Genomic DNA, 16,215 nt, shown 5'->3' with positions numbered 1-16,215 from the left:
GCAGGAATTCGAGTCGCCGGCCCGACGGCTGCGAGGTTATGGTTCCCCGCCCGATGCGCCGAACCTCTCAGATCGCAGCCCTCGCACTCGCCGCCGCCGTCGCGCTGCCGCAGGTCGCAGCCGCCCAGACGCCCGCCGAGCTGCTCGCGGAGGCGACCCCGCTGAGCGACGTCCCGGTCCCCCAGAACGCCCCGAGAGTGACCGACTCGCCGCTGCTCGCCAGCCGCGACACGCAGCTGCTCGCGGACGCCGGCGACCCCGAGCAGCTGCTCGCGCAGGCGCCGGCAGCGACGTCGACCCCGCCGGCCGCCGAGCTGCCGCGGACCGGTCCGGAACTGCTGCTGACCGTGCTCGCCGGCGGCGGCATGCTGCTCGCAGGCAGTGGTTTGCGGCTGCGGCTGCGGGCGGGCGAGTCGGGCGCTGCGGAGATGCGCGCGCTGGCGCCGGCCACGCCGCGCGTTGCCGGCCCGGGCCCGGCACCCGCAGCGGCGGTCGACGGCGCGCGATGAGCGAGCGGCGCGAGCCGCTCCCGCTCGGCGTCCACCGGACCGCCGGGCCCGCCGCGACCGAGGCGCTCGCCGCGCGCGTCGCGGCGGCACTCTCACCCGGCGACGTGGTCCTGCTCGTCGGTGAGCTGGGCGCCGGCAAGACGACGTTCGTGCGCGGTGCGGCGCGGGCGCTCGGCGTCGAGGGCGCGGTCACGAGCCCGACGTTCACGATCGGCCGCCGCTACGAGGGCCGTGTCGGCGTCTCCCACCTCGACCTCTACCGTCTCGGCGAGTTGGAGGACGAGGATCCGGCGCTGCTGGCGGACTACGTCGGCGCTGACCGGATCGCGTTCGTCGAATGGCCCGAGATCGCCGAGCCGGCGCTCGCCGAGGCCGGCGTGAGCGTCGCCGCCCGCATCCGCCTGGAGCACCGCGGCGGCGACGCACGCGAGATCACGGTCGGCGCGGCGAGCTGAGCGCTCAGCGCCGGCAGCGGCCGGGCTGGCGGGCGCCGAACTCGACCACGAACGTGGCCGGGCGAGAGCTTGCGGATCTGCCCTCGACCGGCGCGCCGCGCACGACCGCCACGCCGATGTCGCGAAAGCCGCCGGTGAGGATGTTGGCCCGGTGCGGCGCGCTGCGCATCCAGCCGCTGACGATCGAGCGGGCCGACGAGCCGCCACCGGAACCCCACGCGAGGTTCTCGCCCAGTCGCCAGCCGCGGGCGCGCTTCACGTAGCCGGCGGCGCGAACGCGCTGGGCGAGGTCGCGCCCCGCGCGCGAGGTGTGCGCGAAGTAGTGGCGGCGCACCATGTCCCTCGCGTGGCGCTCGGCGGCGCGGTCGAGACAGAGGTCGTAGCGCAGCGGGCGCAGGCGGGCGGCCGCGCGGCGCTTGTTGACGAGGCAGCGCACGCGCCGCTCGATCCGCGACGTGCCGCGCAACCTGCGGATGCCGGCGGGACTGCAGCGCCGCACGTGTCTTCTCGCGGGCTTGGCAGCGGGCGCGCGTCTTCTTGCGGGCTTGCCAGTCGGCGAGTTCCGCTGGTTCGCCCCAGCATGTCTCGCCCCCGCCGCAGGGGCGACGAGTGCCAGCGCCAGCACGAGGCAGGCAGCGATCAGGGCGACCAGGGTGATGGGCGGGGCGGCTCTCGCCATCGGTGCGGCGCGACCTTATGTGAAGCTTCGGCCGGAATGCGCAGGTTTAGGCACGTTTGCGCTCGCCTGACGAGCGCAAACGCGCCTGGATGGCGCGTAGGCGTCAGCCGGAGGGGGCGAACATGCGATCGGTCCCGGTCGGTCCGTCTGAGTTCCTGGGCGGGGAGCTGACGCGTTCGCGCCGTGTGCGCGACGATCCCAGGAATGACGATCCTCGCGTTCGACACCGCGACGCAGGCGACCAGCGTCGCGCTCGCGCTGCCGGACGGGCGCACGTTGCGCCGTCGCCACGATCCCGCCGCGGGGGAGCGCCCGGGGCATCAGGCGCTGCTGCTGCCGTTCGTGGTCGAACTGCTCGACGAGGCCGGGATCGGCTTCGCCGCGCTGGAGCGGATCGCCGTCGGCGTCGGGCCGGGCACCTTCACGGGTCTGCGGATCGGCGTCGCGACCGCCCGCGCCCTCGCACAGGCGCACGAGATCCCGCTCGTCGGCGTCTGCACCCTGCACGCGCTGGCGCTCGGGGCGGTCGGACCCGCTTCGCCGATCGGCGCCGCGACGGAGACGCCGACCGGCGCGCTTACGGACGCCGTAGCCGGCCCGGCCCTGGCGACCGCAGGAGCGGACTCGCCCACGCTCCTCGCCGTCCTCGACGCCCGCCGCGGCGAGGCGTTCGCGGCGGCGTGGCGGGCGGACGAGGTGGCGGACGTCGCCGCCGCGCCGCTGCTCGCGCCGACGGCGCTGACGCCGGAGGCGCTCGCCGCTGCCGTGGCGCAGTTGCCGCGCGCGCCGCTGGGCGTCGGCGACGGGGCGCTAAAGTTCCGGGATCAGCTGGAAGCGACCGGGGTCACGGTCCCGGCGGACGACTCGCCATCACACCTCGTCGATGCGGCAGCGCACTGCCGGCTCGGCGCGGCGATGGAGCCGGTCGGCCGTGACGAGGTGCTCCCGGCCTACCTTCGTCTTCCCGACGCCGAGCTGGCCGCCCGCCGGCGCGAGCGCGGGGTCTGAGCATTCATCTTGGCCGCCACGTCGACTCCGCTGAAGATCCGCCGGCTCACGTATGCCGATCTGCCGCAGGTGATCGCGCTGGAGCGGCGCGCGTTCCCGACGCCGTGGTCGCTGGCGATGTTCGTGCTGGAGCTGTCGAAGACCTCCGGCGTCTGCCTTGCGGCGCTGCGCGACGGCGAGCTGGTCGGCCATCTGATCTGCTCCCGCTACGACACCGTCTGGCACGTCATGAACGTCGCGGTCGACCCGGCCGCGCGCCGTCGGGGCGTCGCCTCGGCGCTGCTCGGCGAGCTGATCGAGCGCGTCGGCGGCAACGGCGGCGGCGCCCAGATAACGCTCGAGGTGCGTCCGTCCAACGACGGCGCGATCGCGCTCTACGAGCGCTTCGGCTTCCTTTCCGCGGGCCGCCGCCGGCGCTACTACCAGGACAACGGTGAGGACGCACTCGTGATGTGGCGCACGCCGTCGACGCTCGAAGGCCGGATGGACGACATCCCGAACGTGGCCTCGTGAGCGCGGAACCGCTCGGCCAGAGGCCTCGGGTTCCGGGCGAGAACTCGCCAGAGGCTGGCTCTCGCGCCTCGCCGCAAACCAGATCCGGCCTGATTCTCGCGATCGAGACCAGCTGCGACGACACCTGCGCCGCGGTCGTCAGCCGCGCCGGCGACGTGCTCTCGAACGTGATCTCCTCGCAGGGCGTGCACGACCGCTACGGCGGCGTCGTGCCGGAGATCGCCTCGCGTCACCACCTCGAGCTGACCGGCGCCGTCGTCGACGACGCGCTGCGCCAGGCCGGCACGACGCTGCCGCAACTCGACGCGGTCGCCGTCACGCAGGGGCCCGGCCTGGTCGGCGCGCTGCTGGTCGGGATCGCGACCGGCAAGGCGCTCGCCGCCGCGCACGGCCTGCCGCTGATCCCCGTCGACCACCTCTACGGCCACGTCGCCGCCTCGTTCCTGAATCCCGGCCCGATCGAGCCGCCGTTCCTGATCCTGATCGCCAGCGGCGGCCACACGCTGCTCGCGCACGTGACCGAGCACGGGCCGCACTGGCGAGTGCTCGGCTCGACGCTCGACGACGCCGCCGGCGAGGCGTTCGACAAGGGCGCGCGGCTGCTCGGGCTCGGCTATCCCGGCGGGCCCGCGCTGCAGAAGCTCGCATCGGAAGGCGACCCGCACGCGTACAGATTTCCCGTCGCGGCCCAGGTCCAGGGCCTCGACTTCTCCTTCTCCGGCCTCAAGACGGCGCTGCTCTACAAGCTGCGCGAGCTGGGCGAGGAGGAGAGCGAGGCGCGTCGCGCGGATCTCGCCGCCTCCTACCAGCGCGCGATCGTCGAGACGCTTGCGCGGCGCGTCGCGAGAGCGCGCAGAGAGACCGGGATCGAGCGGCTCGCGCTCGGCGGCGGCGTCGCCGCCAACGGTCCGCTGCGCGAGCGGATGCGCGAGCTGGTGCCGGACCTGCACGTCCCGCCGCGCGAGCTGTGCACCGACAACGCGGCGATGATCGCCTCCGCCGCGCGCTTCCTGCGGCCGCAGCCGTTCCCGTCGTATCTGCAGCTCGACGCGTTCTCCTCGGGCGAGCGGCCGCTGTGACGCGCACCGTCGTGCTGTACGGCCGCCCGGGCTGCCACCTCTGCGAAGACGCACGCGAGATCCTGGTCCGCGTGGGGGCGGATCTGCCGTTCGCGCTGCAGGAGCGCGACATCGAACAGGACGACGTGCTGCACCGCGCGTATCTGGAGCGCATTCCGGTCGTGGCGCTCGACGGCGAGGAGCTGTTCGAGTTCTTCGTCGACGAGGACGAGCTGCGTCGGCGGCTGACCGCGTGAGAGTCGCGCGGCGGGCCGGGGTCGCGCGCAGGTACAGTGGGGTGCGATGAGCTCCACGATCGATCACGACGCCGAGACCCCCTTCGGGAAGGTCGGAGACAAGCTGACGCTCGGCGTGGCGGCTCGGCTGTCGCGCTACCTGCAGGTGCTGACGCAGGCCAAGAAGATGGGCAAGGAGACGATCTCCTCCCAGGAGCTGTCGGACTACACGCACGTCAACTCGACGCAGATCCGCCGCGATCTGTCGGGCTTCGGCAAGTTCGGCAAGCGCGGCGTCGGCTACAACGTCGACTCGCTCGTGTCGCAGATCCGCAAGATCCTGCGCACCTCCGGCCAGCACAACATCGCGCTGTTCGGCGCCGGCCACCTCGGCCGCGCGATCGCCAGCTCCGACATCTTCGCCGACCACGGCTTCCGCGTCGTCGCGATCTTCGACAACGACCCGACGAAGATCGGCGAGATGGTCGGCCCGCACGCGATCCGCCAGCCCGAGGACCTGAAGGCGATCGTCGATGACGAGGACATCGTCGTGGCGGTCCTCGCGGTGCCGACGGCGGCGGCGCAGCTGCTCGCCGACGACCTCGTCGCGGCCGGCGTCAAGATCATCTTCAACTACTCCGAAGCGCTGCTGCAGGTCCCGCCGGAGGTGACCGTCCACACCTCCAGTCCCGCGGTCGATCTGCTCTACGCGCTGTACTTCTACCTCACGTAGACCGCCCGCAGCAGCCCCGGATCCGGCGGTCCTCTCACTCATGAGCATCGACTTCGACAACGCCCAGCGCGCCTTCGAGGCCTCGACCGACTTCACCGTCGGACTCGAGGAGGAGTTCGCCGTGCTGGATCCCGGCACGCTGCTGCTGGCGCCGCGCTTCGAGCAGCTGCGCGACGCGGCACAGACGGACCCGGTGCTGGCCGAGTCGATCGCGGGCGAGCTGATCTCGTCCGAGATCGAGATCCGCTCCGGCCGCGGCGCCGACCTCGCCGACGCGCTCGGCAGACAGCGCGACCACCGCCGCCGCCTGTTCGCGCTCGCGCAGGCGAAGGGGATCGCGCTCGGCGCGACCGGCACGCACCCGTACTCCGACTACCGCGACCAGCGCGTCATCGACACGGAGCACTACCACCGCGTCGAGGAGGGGCTGAAGTACGTCGCGTGGCGCAACAACACCTTCTCGCTGCACGTCCACGTCGGCGTGAACGGGGCGGACCGGGCGGTGCAGGTGTGCGACCGGCTGCGCCCGGTGCTGCCGCTGCTGCTGGCGATCTCGGCCAACTCGCCGTACGTCGACGGCCGCGACTCCGGCCTCCACACGGCCCGCACGCAGACGTTCACGAAGTCGTTCCCGCGCTGCGGCGTGCCGGACTCGTTCGGCTCCTGGGGCGGCTTCCGCGACTACCTCGACTTCCTCTGCCGCACCAACTCGATCGTCGAGTACACGCAGGTGTGGTGGTCGGTCCGGCCGCATCTGTCGTTCGGCACCGTCGAGGTGCGGATCTGCGACGCGCAGTCGACCGCCGCCGAGTCCGACGCGCTCGCCGCGCTGATCGTCGCCTGCGTCGCGCAGGCCGCGCGCGACGTGGAGGAGGGCGTGCCGTTCTCCGATCCCGCTCCGCGGCTGGTCGAGGAGAACATGTGGCGCGCGATCCGGCGCGGCCTCGACGGCCCGATGATCGACCTCGAGCGCGCCGTCGAGTACCCCGGCGCCGCCGTGCTGGAGCGGCTGCTGAGCTGGACCGCGCCGATGCGCGCGGAGCTCGGCGTCGACGTCAACCTGCCCGAGCTCAACGGGGCTCAGCGCCAGCGGCGGTTGATCGACGCCGGAGTGGGCATCGAAGAGGTCTACGCCGCAACCGTCAGAGAGACCCGCGAGACGTATGCCCAGGAGGCGATCGTATGAGCTCGGAAGTCCCCCAGCAGCCGACGGAAGCGGAGATCAAGGCGCTTCAGGAGCAGTTGAAGAACGTCCGCGTCGAGGCGGTCGTGCTCGAGTCGGCGATGCAGATCCTCAACGTCGCGATCATGCGCGCCGGCATGATGCCCGGCATGGAGGGCGAGCGCGACCTCAACCAGGTGCGCGTGGGGATCGAGGGCGTGCGCGCACTGCTGCCGCTCGTCGAGCTGATCACGGCACCAGAGGACGCGAGACAGTTCAAGGACGCGCTCTCGCAGCTGCAGCTGGTCTACGTGCAGGCGGCCGAGCAGGCGCAGGCGGGGGAGCCCGACGCGGGGCCCGCTCCCGGCGCGCCGCGACCGGCCGGACCTGGCGCCGGCGGTCCCGCGCCCGGCACCGGCTCCGCTCCGCAGCCGCCGCAGCAGCAGCCGAGAAGACCCGAGGGACCGGGCGGCGGCCGCCTCTGGATCCCCGGCCAGTAGCCGCGCGGTCGTAGACCCGGGCGCGTCCCGCGCTGACAATCGCACCTGAACCTTGACGGCGCGTCCCCACGGTGCGATAGGCTCGCGCCGCTTGAATTGAGGTCCGTGGAGAGCCTCGTAAAGCCGCGGCCCTAATGCTGGTGCCGGCGCGCCTCCTGGCGCGTCGTCGTCGTTCAACAGAATCTGGAGGATCACCGTCTTGTCCAGCTTTCTGACCGATCACGGCGTGCTCGTCGCGCTCGCGTGCGCCGCCTGCGCACTCGTGTACGGCGCCGTGACCGCAAGATCCCTGCTCGCGCTGTCGCCGGGCAACGAGCGCATGCGGTCGATCTCCGCAGCGATACAAGAGGGCGCACGCGCGTACCTCAACCGTCAGTACTCGACGATCGCCGCCGTCGGCATCCTGCTGTTCGTCGCGCTCATATTCATCCAGGACATCTGGGTCGCGATCGGCTTCGCGATCGGCGGACTGTCCTCGGCCGCCGCCGGCTACATCGGCATGAACGTGTCGGTGCGCGCCAACGCGCGCGTCGCCGAGGCCGCCCGCGACGGCGTCCCGAGAGCGCTCAGCGTCGCCTTCCGCGGCGGCGCGATCACCGGAATGCTCGTCGTCGGGCTCGCGCTCGTCGGCGTCTCCGCCTACTACGGGATCCTCACGTCGTGGGTCGGACAGACGCCGAAGGAGGCGATCGACGCGCTGATCGGCCTCGGCTTCGGCGGCTCGCTGATCTCCGTCTTCGCCCGCCTCGGCGGCGGCATCTTCACGAAGGGCGCCGACGTCGGCGCCGACCTCGTCGGCAAGATCGAGGCCGGCATCCCGGAGGACGACCCGCGCAACCCGGCCGTGATCGCGGACAACGTCGGCGACAACGTCGGCGACTGCGCCGGCATGGCTGCCGACCTGTTCGAGACCTACGCCGTGACCGCGGTCGCCGTGATGCTGCTCGGCGTGCTGACGTTCCAGGAGTCGAGCGCGGTCGCGATGTATCCGCTGATCCTCGGCGCCGTCTCGATCGTGGCGTCGATCGTCGGCACGTTCTTCGTGCGCTCGGCCAGCGGCAACGTCGAGAACGCGCTCTACAAGGGCCTGATCGCCTCCGCCGTGATCGCGGCGGCCGCCTTCTACCCGGTCACCCACTGGCTGATGGACGGCGTCACGCAGCGGCTCGTGAGCGGGCCGGGCGACGCGCCCAGCGTCGGCGACCTCTACGTCTGCTCGCTGATCGGCCTCGCGATCACCGGTCTGCTGTTCGTCATCACCGACTACTACACCTCGACGCGCTTCCCGCCCGTCAAGTCGACGGCGAAGGCGTCGGAGACCGGCCACGCGACGAACATCATCCAGGGGCTCGCGCAGGGCTTCCAGTCGACGGCGGCGCCGGCGATCGTGCTCGCGCTCGGGATCCTGTGGGCGAACGACCTCGCCGGCGTCTACGGCATCGGCGTCGCCGTGATGGCGATGCTGTCGCTCGCCGGCCTGATCGTCGCGCTCGACGCGTTCGGCCCGATCACCGACAACGCCGGCGGCATCGCCGAGATGGCCGAGCTGCCCGAGGAGGTCCGCAACGTGACCGACCCGCTCGACGCGGTCGGCAACACGACGAAGGCCGTCACGAAGGGCTACGCGATCGGCTCGGCCGTGCTCGCGGCGCTCGTGCTCTTCCGCGTCTTCGAGGAGGAGCTGAGAGTCGAGCTGCTGAAGGACGGCAAGGAGCCCGCGGTCTTCCTGATCAGCGACCCGTCGGTGCTGATCGGCCTCTTGATCGGCGGCATGATGGTCTATCTGTTCGCCGCTCTGTCGATGGAGGCGGTCGGCCGTGCCGGCGGCGCCGTCGTCGAGGAGGTGCGCCGCCAGTTCCGCGAGAAGCCGGGGATCATGGACGGCACGCAGGAGCCGGAGTACGGCACCTGCGTCGACATCGTGACGAGATCGGCGCAGCGCGAGATGATCGTCCCGTCGCTGATCCCGATCGTCGTGACACTGATCGTCGGGCTGCTGTCGGTCGAGGCGCTCGGCGGGCTGTTGATCGGCGTGATCGTCGTCGGCCTCTTCATGGCGGTCTCGATGACCTCGGGCGGCGGCGCGTGGGACAACGCGAAGAAGCTGATCGAGGACGGCGCGTTCGGCGGCAAGGGCTCGGAGGCGCACGCGGCGGCAGTCACCGGCGACACCGTCGGCGATCCCTACAAGGACACCGCGGGCCCGGCGATCAACCCGATGATCAAGGTCGCGAACATCGTCGCGATCCTGATCATCCCGCTGATCGTGTGAAGGTTGTATGAGGGTGTAGTCTCCTGCGCGAACGTCGGAGGAGAGAACGACGCGGTGACGGGCGGCCCTCGGCCGCCCGTCGTGCGTTTCGGGGGCTACCAGGGGTAGGCGCCGGAGCGCTCTTCGAGTAGACATCACGTCATGAAGCTGCGTCTCTGGTTGGTGACCGCTGCGGCGGGGCTCGTGCTCGCGGACGCGTCGATCGTGACGCTCGCACTGCCCGAGCTGCTGAACGCGCTCGACACGACGGTCGAGGGCGTCGCGGCCGTGATCGCGGTCTACACGCTCGTGCTCGCGGTCGCGCTGCTGCCGGCGGAGCGCCTGATGCGCCGCGTCGGGCCGCGCGCGCTGGGGACGGTCGGCTTCGTCGTCTTCGGGCTGGCGTCGGCGGTCTGCGCGAGCGCGGACTCGCTCACCCCGCTGCTGATCGCGCGCGGCGTGCAGGCGATCGGCGGAGCGGCGGGCCTCGTCGCGGCCTTTGCGCTGATCGACGGCGGCGCCGCCGCGGGCCGTCGCCACTGGCTCGGCGCCGCGGTGCTCTCCAGCGCGGTCGGCCCGGCCCTGGGCGGCGCGCTGACGGAGGCGTTCGACTGGCGCGCGATCTTCATCGTGCAGGTGCCGCTGGCGGCCGTGGCGGCGCTGGCGGCGCTGAGCGGGCGGGCGAGGGTTGCCGTCGGCCCGCACGGGACCGTCGTGCACGAGACCGTCGTCGACGACGCGCATGTGACAGCGCCGATCCGCGTGCTCCCCGCGATCGCGCTGGCGCTGCTGTCGGCGGCGCTGACGGCGGTGCTGTTCCTGCTCGTGCTGCTGCTCGTCGCGGGCTGGGCGATCTCGCCGCTGGCCGCCGCCGCGACGGTGACGGTGCTGCCGTTGGCGGCGATCGCGGGAAGCCGGCTCGGCGGGCCGCCGCGGTTGCGGGCGGCCGCGGGCTCGGTCCTCGTCGGCGGAGGCGTGTTGGCGCTCGCCTGGCTGCCGGACGCAAACGTCGCCTGGACGTTCGTCCCGCAGGCGCTCGCCGGCATCGGCATGGGGATGGCGCTGCCGGCGTTCGCCGGGGAGCTGCTGCCCGAGCGCACCCCGCATGACGCCGCCTGGCTGCTGACGATCCGCCACGCGGGCATCGCGATCGTGCTGATCGCGGTGGCGCCGCTGATCGCCCACCAGCTCGACACGACGACGGAGCGCGCGCAGGAGCGCGGCGTCGCGCTCGTGCTGGACGCGAAGCTGCCGCCGCAGGACAAGCTGGAGCTGGCGCCGAAGCTGCTCTCGGGCGTCGATGCGGAGCAGCCGCGCGCCGGGCTCGACAAGGCCCTGGACGAGAACCGCGACCAGTTCGAAGGCGACGACGCGGCCGTCTACGACCAGCTCGCGGAGCGCGCCGACGAGACGATCGTGACCGCCGTCGGCGAAGCGTTCCGCCCCGCCTTCATCATCGCGGGGGCACTGGCTCTGCTCGCCGCCGTCGCGCTGTTGTTCACGCGTGTGCCATCCACCCAAGGGAAGCGAGGGGGGAGCCCCGCGCTCCTGCTCGCCGTGCTCGCGCTCGTCGCCCCGCCCGTCTACGCGCTCCTGCACGCCAGCATCGCGCCGGAGCCGGTGACGATCGCCGACCCGTGCAAGGACCGCGACCTGCCGAACTCCGGCGGGATCACCGGGTTCCTGCAGGACCGCGTGCTGGAGGCGGTCGACGCGGGCGCATGCCGGCTCAAGGTCAGCCGCGAGGAGCTGGTGCTGGCGCTCGCCGACGAAGCGTCGGCGAGACGGTTCAAGGAGCGCCACGGCGTCGACCCGCGCTCGGTCACGAGCCTGCTGGGCGGCCTGCTGAACCCGTGAGCAGCGGCGCGACGCGCGCGCAGCGGGCACCGCACGCCCACGGCGCCGCGCGCAGCGCTACGCTGCCCAGCCGCCCGTGAGCCTCTCCGTACAACTCGGCCTCCTGCTCTCGCTCGCCACCGCGCTGGCGAGCGTGCTCGGCTTCCTCTACAAGCACCGCGGCGCGCAGCTGGCGCCGGAGGTCGACTGGAGGCGGCCGCTGCACAGCACGTTCGTGCTGTTCCGCTCCGGCTGGTACACGATCGGGATCCTCGTCGCGCTCGGCGGCTGGTTCTTCCACGTCGGCGCGCTCGCGCTGGCGCCGATCACGCTCGTGCAGTCCGTGATCGCAGGCGGGCTCGTCTTCCTGACGGTGCTCGCCGACAAGCTGTTCGGTCAGCGCGTCTCGCGCCGCGAGTGGATCGGCGTCGCGCTGATGGCGGCCGGCCTCGCGTTCCTCGCCGCGACGATGGAGGGCGCCGGCGACGAAGCCCACTCCGACTACACGACCGCCACGCTGCTGATCTACGTCGGCGGGCTGTCGGTCGCGGCGACGCTGGCGGCGGTCGTCGCGGGCTGGGGCGGCGACGACGCGCCGAGCGAGCCCGCGGCGGATCCGCTTCCCGCGATCGCGCCACGGCTGAAGCCGCGGCGCGCCAGCGGCTACGCCCTCTCCGCCGGCCTCTTCTGGGCCGCCTCCGACACCTCGATCAAGGCGCTCAGCAGCCATCTCGACGGCGACGGCTTCCTCGCGACGGTCTTCCATCCGCTCTCGCTGGTGATCCTGATCGCGTCGCTGGTCGGGCTGCTGGTGTCGGCGAAGTCGCTGCAGCTCGGCGACGCGGTGCCCGTGATCGCGGTCACCAGCGCGGCCGCCAACCTGACCACGATCGCCGCCGGCCCGATCGTCTTCGGCGAGCCGATGCCCGACAGCGCCGCGGGCGTCGCGATCCGCCTGCTGGCGTTCGCGCTCGTGATCGCCGCCGCCGCGCTGACGCCGCCTCCCGCGATGCCCGAGGAGTCTTCACAGGGGACCGCCACGGAGTCCCGCGCCCGCGTCTAACCTCACCCGGGCAGGGAACGCACACCAACGCGAATGGCACAACGTCGCCTCCACGGCCTCGAGCGGGTGCTCGGGGTCAACGCTCTCTTCTCGACCGCCTACGGCAACGTCGGTTCGTCGATCTACTACGCGCTGGGCCTCGTCGCGTCGTTCGCGCTCGGCCTGACGCCGGTCGTGTTCGTGATCGCGGGCGTGATCTTCTTCCTGACCGCCTCGACCTACGCCGAGGCGACCGCGATGTACCCGGAGGCGGGCGGCTCCTCCAGCTTCGCGCGCCGTGCCTTCAACGAGTTCTGGTCCTTCTTCGCGGCATGGGGCCAGATGCTCAACTACACGATCACGATCTCGATCTCGGCGTTCTTCGTGCCGCACTACGTCGGCTCGCTGTTCTGGGAGCCGCTGCGCCACGCGCCGGGCGACGTGATCGGCGGCTGCATCGTCGTCGCGCTGCTGGCGGCGCTGAACGTCTTCGGCGCGAAGGAGACCGCCGGCCTCAACATCACGCTCGCGGTCGTCGACTTCGCGACGCAGCTGCTGCTGGTCGCGCTCGGCCTCGTGCTCGTCTTCAGCCCCGACACGCTGATCGACAACGTGCAGTGGGGGATCGCCCCGACGTGGAGCAACTTCATCGTCGCGATCCCGGTCGCGATGATCGCCTACACCGGCATCGAGACGATCTCGAACATGGCCGAGGAGGCGAAGGACGAGACCAGATCGATCCCGAAGGCGATCAACCGCGTCGTGATCGCGGTCTTCGCGATCTACGCGCTGCTGCCGGCGATCGCGCTGTCGGCGCTGCCGGTCGAATGCGACGCGGCGGGGGAGTGCAAGACGCTGCTGGGCCTGCCCGAGGACCAGGGCGGCTTCGCGGGCGACCCGGTGCTCGGCATCGTCGAGCACCTCCACCTCGGGCCCCTGCAGCATGCGGGCGAGATCTACGTCGGCCTGCTGGCCGCGACGATCCTGCTGCTGGCGACCAATGCCGGCATCATCGGCGTCTCGCGCCTGACCTACTCGATGGGCGTGCACCGCCAGCTGCCAGACAAGCTGCGCGAGCTGCACCCGAAGTTCCGCACGCCGTGGATCGGGATCATCCTCTTCTCGATCGTCGCCTGCCTGGCGATGATCCCCGGCCAGGCCGGCTTCCTCGGCAACCTGTACGCGTTCGGCGCGATGCTGTCGTTCACGATCGCGCACGCGTCCGTGGTGCGATTGCGGTTGAAGCATCCCGACGCCAGACGGCCCTATCGCGGCCCCTTCAACCTCAGATGGCGCGGCAAGGACCTGCCGCTGTTCGCGATCGTCGGCGGCATCTTCACGGCGCTGTCGTGGTGCGTCGTGACCGCGCTCTACATCGGCGTCGCGATCACCGGCATCACGTGGCTGGTGATCGGCATCGGCGTCTTCGTCCTCTTCCGCCGCCACCAGGGGCTCGACCTCACGACGACGACGCGCGTCGCGGTCCCGAAGCCGGTGATCGACCACGAGGCCGAGTACGAGTCCGTGCTGGTCGCCTTCGACGAGCGCGAGTACGTGCCCGACGTGCTGGCGACCGCGATCAAGCTGGCCGCCCGCCGTCACCGCGGCATCCATGTGATCGTCACGATCACGGTCCCGTCGATGAGCCCGATCCACGCCTCGATGCCCGAGCAGGAGCTGGCCGCGCAGACGATCATCGAGCAGGCCAAGCTGCAGGGCGGCCGGCGCGTGACCGGGCATTGGGAGAAGGTCCGCCCGGGTCAGGCCGGGCGCCGGATCGTCGACGAGGCGAAGGTGATCCAGGCGCGCGCGATCGTGATGCCGCTGCCCGTCCGCACCGGCGGCGGGTCGATCTTCGGACGGACGCTGGAGACCGTGCTGGCGGAACGCCCCTGCCGCGTCATCATCGAGTCAGGCCGCGGCAAGCGGCGCGCGGCGCCGCGCGCGGCTGCCGAGGTCGCCTGACCCCCAGAGCCCGCCCATGCCCGCCCCGCGCGACATCCACAACTCCACGACCCAGCTGCTGTCGGTCGTGATGTTCGTGATCGGGATCGCGCTGCTGGTGCGCACCTTCACGGCGGGCGGCGGTGTGCTGTCGCTCGGCGTGCTGCTGGGCGTGCTGTTCCTCGCCGCCGGCGCCGGGCGCTTCATGATCGCGCGGAGGCGGCGCTGATGCCGCTGCTGGGCGACCACTCGCGCGCGCCGGACGCCGTGCCGCGCCCGCTCAGCTCGCGCGCGCTGTTCGCGCTCGTCTACACGACCTCGGTCAGCTCCGTCTACTTCGCGCTCGGCGTCGTCGCGCACCGCGCGCTGGGGCTGACGCCCGTCGTCTTCCTCGTCGCCGGCCTCTTCTTCGCGCTCTCGTCGATGACGTACGTCGAAGGGGCCGCGCTGCACCGCGAGCGCGGCGGCTCGTCCGTCTTCGCGCGCTACGCCTTCAACGAGCTGGTCAGCTTCGTCGCCGGCTGGTCGATCCTGCTCGACTACTCGATCCTGATCGCCGTCACCGCGTTCACGACGACGAACTACATGGCGCAGTTCTGGGATCCGATCGGCTCCGGCGTCCCCGAGGTGCTGGTCGCGATCTCGATCATCGTCGCGGTCGCGATCTGGAACATCCGCGGCGTCACGATCCGCCAGCTGCAGCGGCAGGTCGCGATCGCCGTCGCCGACCTCGGCGTGCAGGTGATCGTGATCGTGCTCGGCCTGATCATCGTGTTCGACCCGACCGCCGCGATCGACTCGATCCACTTCGGCAGCTCGCCCGCCTGGGACGACGTCGTCTTCGCCCTCACGATCGCGACGATCGCCTTCACGGGCCTGGAGGCCGCCTCCAGCCTCGCCGGCGAGGCGAGCGCCAGCCGCAGGGCGCTGAAGCAGCTGGTCGGGCCCGGTTCGGCCTCGATCGTGATCGTCTACTTCGGGATCTCGATCGTCGCTGTCAGCGCGCTGCCGGTGTCCGAGGGCGCGGGCGCGTTCACGACGCAGGACGTCGAGGCGCCGCTGCTGGGGATCGCCGACGCGTTCGATCCCGTCTGGCTCGTCGACGTGCTGAAGCCGATCGTCGCGCTCGCCGCAGTCACCGCCCTGGTCGCCGCCTGCAACGGCGCGATGCTCGGTACCTCGCGGCTCTCCTACGCGCTCGCGACCAACCGCCAGATCCCCAGCCGGCTGGGACGGCTGCACTCGAGGTTCGGCACGCCGTACGTGCTGATCGCGCTCGCCGCGCTCGTCGCCGCGGCGCTCGTCGTGCCCGCCGACCTCGACTTCCTCGTCGGGATCTACGCGGTCGGCGCGCTGCTCGCGTTCACGATCGCGCACCTGTCGATCATCGCGCTGCGCTTCAGAGAGCCCGACCGGCCGCGGCCGTACAGCGTCCCGCTCAACTTCCGCTGGGCCGGGCGGCCGGTGCCGCTGCCGGCGGTGATCGGCGCGCTGCTGTCGGCCGCCGGCTGGGTCAGCGTGCTGATCCTGCACACGGGCGCCCGCTACGTCGGGCTGGCATGGCTGATCGGCGGGATGCTGCTGTACGTGATCTACCGCCGCATCGACGGCAATCCGCTGCTGAAGCGGGTGATGGTGCCGGAGAAGGCGCTGATGCACGAGCGCCGCGACCAGGAGAGCTTCGGCTCGATCCTCGTGCCGATCTTCGGCAAGCCGCTCGACGACGACATCGTCCAGACGGCCGGGCGGCTCGCCGGCACCGTCAGCGACGACGTCGACGAGGAGGGTGCCGTGATCGAGGCGATCTGGGTCTTCGAGATCCCGATGGCGCTGCCGATCGACGCGCGCCTGCCGGACGCGCAGATCAAGCGCGCGCAGGAGGCGCTGCGGCGCGCGAAGGCGGTCGGCGAGGAGTACGAGGGCGTGATCGTGCAGACCGCGATGATCCGCGCGCGGCGCGCCGGGCAGGGGATCGTCAACGAGGCGAAGCGACGCGGGGTGGAGGCGATCGTGCTCGCCGCCGAGGAGCCCTCGCGCGTGCGCGGCGGCGCCCTGATGGGCGGCTCCGGCGGGCCGCTCGACAACTTCGTCGGCGAGGCGACCAAGTACGTGCTGCGCAAGGCCGACTGCCGCGTGATCCTGACCGCGCCCGCGGCCGAGCAGCCGCTGAAGCTGCCGCCGGCGCCGGCGGTGCCGCCGGTCGACCCCGCGCCCGCGGCCGGTGGTGGCGACAGCGCAGACGGCGCATCCGCGACGGCGGACCAGCCGGGCGAGGCGCAGCGCTAATGT

16 protein-coding genes are annotated in these 16,215 nt (G+C 72.0%); 15 read left to right on the top strand and 1 reads right to left on the bottom strand.

The annotated features are described in order from the left end of the window. The first annotated feature begins 53 nt into the window (after positions 1 to 53). Both Q7L65_RS10990 and tsaE read left to right on the top strand, forming a co-directional pair. On the top strand, positions 54 to 509 hold the full coding sequence (locus Q7L65_RS10990) for a hypothetical protein (protein ID WP_304721124.1): 456 nt from the start codon (positions 54 to 56) through the stop codon (positions 507 to 509). Then, positions 506 to 964, top strand: a complete 459-nt coding sequence (tsaE, locus tag Q7L65_RS10985) for a tRNA (adenosine(37)-N6)-threonylcarbamoyltransferase complex ATPase subunit type 1 TsaE (RefSeq protein ID WP_304721122.1) — start codon at positions 506 to 508, stop codon at positions 962 to 964. The genes Q7L65_RS10990 and tsaE overlap by 4 nt, the downstream gene beginning before the upstream one ends. Positions 965 to 968: 4 nt before the next feature. Here the strand turns inward: tsaE and Q7L65_RS10980 are convergent, their stop codons facing one another. Continuing rightward, positions 969 to 1,643: a CAP domain-containing protein gene (locus Q7L65_RS10980; RefSeq protein ID WP_304721121.1), complete on the bottom strand. Its 675-nt coding sequence runs from the start codon at positions 1,641 to 1,643 to the stop codon at positions 969 to 971. 204 nt (positions 1,644 to 1,847) lie between these two features. On the opposite strand from Q7L65_RS10980, the gene tsaB reads away from it, so the two are divergent. From tsaB to Q7L65_RS10915, 13 genes are all read left to right on the top strand, one after another. After that, positions 1,848 to 2,651, top strand: a complete 804-nt coding sequence (gene tsaB / locus Q7L65_RS10975; RefSeq protein ID WP_304721120.1) for a tRNA (adenosine(37)-N6)-threonylcarbamoyltransferase complex dimerization subunit type 1 TsaB — start codon at positions 1,848 to 1,850, stop codon at positions 2,649 to 2,651. A 9-nt stretch (positions 2,652 to 2,660) separates the two neighbouring features. Next, positions 2,661 to 3,164, top strand: coding sequence for a ribosomal protein S18-alanine N-acetyltransferase (gene rimI / locus Q7L65_RS10970; protein WP_304721118.1), 504 nt, complete (start codon positions 2,661 to 2,663; stop codon positions 3,162 to 3,164). 89 nt (positions 3,165 to 3,253) lie between these two features. Next, the gene (tsaD, locus tag Q7L65_RS10965) at positions 3,254 to 4,243 is read left to right on the top strand and encodes a tRNA (adenosine(37)-N6)-threonylcarbamoyltransferase complex transferase subunit TsaD (protein WP_370552550.1); all 990 of its coding nucleotides are present in this window, start codon (positions 3,254 to 3,256) and stop codon (positions 4,241 to 4,243) included. Continuing rightward, the gene (locus tag Q7L65_RS10960) at positions 4,240 to 4,479 is read left to right on the top strand and encodes a glutaredoxin family protein (RefSeq protein ID WP_304721116.1); all 240 of its coding nucleotides are present in this window, start codon (positions 4,240 to 4,242) and stop codon (positions 4,477 to 4,479) included. Before tsaD ends, Q7L65_RS10960 begins: the two co-directional genes overlap by 4 nt. Before the next feature lie 46 nt (positions 4,480 to 4,525). Further along, positions 4,526 to 5,191, top strand: a complete 666-nt coding sequence (locus Q7L65_RS10955) for a redox-sensing transcriptional repressor Rex (protein WP_304721114.1) — start codon at positions 4,526 to 4,528, stop codon at positions 5,189 to 5,191. Positions 5,192 to 5,231: 40 nt separating this feature from the next. Continuing rightward, positions 5,232 to 6,377: a YbdK family carboxylate-amine ligase gene (locus tag Q7L65_RS10950; RefSeq protein ID WP_304721112.1), complete on the top strand. Its 1,146-nt coding sequence runs from the start codon at positions 5,232 to 5,234 to the stop codon at positions 6,375 to 6,377. Beyond that, a complete protein-coding gene (locus tag Q7L65_RS10945; RefSeq protein ID WP_304721110.1) occupies positions 6,374 to 6,853 on the top strand; it encodes a hypothetical protein in 480 nt (159 codons plus the stop codon). The genes Q7L65_RS10950 and Q7L65_RS10945 overlap by 4 nt, the downstream gene beginning before the upstream one ends. Positions 6,854 to 7,064: 211 nt before the next feature. Continuing rightward, entirely contained in the window at positions 7,065 to 9,125 is a 2,061-nt protein-coding gene (locus Q7L65_RS10940) for a sodium-translocating pyrophosphatase (RefSeq protein WP_370552549.1), read from the top strand. A gap of 141 nt (positions 9,126 to 9,266) precedes the next feature. Continuing rightward, on the top strand, positions 9,267 to 10,961 hold the full coding sequence (locus Q7L65_RS10935; protein WP_304721107.1) for an MFS transporter: 1,695 nt from the start codon (positions 9,267 to 9,269) through the stop codon (positions 10,959 to 10,961). A 76-nt stretch (positions 10,962 to 11,037) separates the two neighbouring features. Beyond that, positions 11,038 to 12,003: a hypothetical protein gene (locus tag Q7L65_RS10930; RefSeq protein ID WP_304721106.1), complete on the top strand. Its 966-nt coding sequence runs from the start codon at positions 11,038 to 11,040 to the stop codon at positions 12,001 to 12,003. 33 nt (positions 12,004 to 12,036) lie between these two features. Then, entirely contained in the window at positions 12,037 to 13,947 is a 1,911-nt protein-coding gene (locus tag Q7L65_RS10925) for an amino acid permease (protein ID WP_304721105.1), read from the top strand. A 16-nt stretch (positions 13,948 to 13,963) separates the two neighbouring features. After that, on the top strand, positions 13,964 to 14,155 hold the full coding sequence (locus Q7L65_RS10920; protein ID WP_304721104.1) for a hypothetical protein: 192 nt from the start codon (positions 13,964 to 13,966) through the stop codon (positions 14,153 to 14,155). Then, on the top strand, positions 14,155 to 16,212 hold the full coding sequence (locus Q7L65_RS10915; RefSeq protein ID WP_304721103.1) for an amino acid permease: 2,058 nt from the start codon (positions 14,155 to 14,157) through the stop codon (positions 16,210 to 16,212). The genes Q7L65_RS10920 and Q7L65_RS10915 overlap by 1 nt, the downstream gene beginning before the upstream one ends. Positions 16,213 to 16,215 lie beyond the last annotated feature (3 nt).

This window comes from Conexibacter sp. CPCC 206217, from assembly GCF_030646165.1.
In the GTDB taxonomy this organism is placed as follows: Bacteria; Actinomycetota; Thermoleophilia; order Solirubrobacterales; family Solirubrobacteraceae; genus Conexibacter.
This window is presented reverse-complemented; position numbering and strand designations above follow the sequence as displayed.

Coding starts and splice junctions, on each gene's coding strand:
- Q7L65_RS10935 (WP_304721107.1), top strand. CDS start 9,267: ATGAAGCTGCGTCTCTGGTTGGTGACCGCTGCGGCGGGGCTCGTGCTC.
- Q7L65_RS10950 (WP_304721112.1), top strand. CDS start 5,232: ATGAGCATCGACTTCGACAACGCCCAGCGCGCCTTCGAGGCCTCGACC.
- Q7L65_RS10980 (WP_304721121.1), bottom strand. CDS start 1,643: ATGGCGAGAGCCGCCCCGCCCATCACCCTGGTCGCCCTGATCGCTGCC.
- tsaB (WP_304721120.1), top strand. CDS start 1,848: ATGACGATCCTCGCGTTCGACACCGCGACGCAGGCGACCAGCGTCGCG.
- Q7L65_RS10945 (WP_304721110.1), top strand. CDS start 6,374: ATGAGCTCGGAAGTCCCCCAGCAGCCGACGGAAGCGGAGATCAAGGCG.
- Q7L65_RS10955 (WP_304721114.1), top strand. CDS start 4,526: ATGAGCTCCACGATCGATCACGACGCCGAGACCCCCTTCGGGAAGGTC.
- Q7L65_RS10990 (WP_304721124.1), top strand. CDS start 54: ATGCGCCGAACCTCTCAGATCGCAGCCCTCGCACTCGCCGCCGCCGTC.
- tsaE (WP_304721122.1), top strand. CDS start 506: ATGAGCGAGCGGCGCGAGCCGCTCCCGCTCGGCGTCCACCGGACCGCC.
- Q7L65_RS10920 (WP_304721104.1), top strand. CDS start 13,964: ATGCCCGCCCCGCGCGACATCCACAACTCCACGACCCAGCTGCTGTCG.
- Q7L65_RS10915 (WP_304721103.1), top strand. CDS start 14,155: ATGCCGCTGCTGGGCGACCACTCGCGCGCGCCGGACGCCGTGCCGCGC.
- Q7L65_RS10925 (WP_304721105.1), top strand. CDS start 12,037: ATGGCACAACGTCGCCTCCACGGCCTCGAGCGGGTGCTCGGGGTCAAC.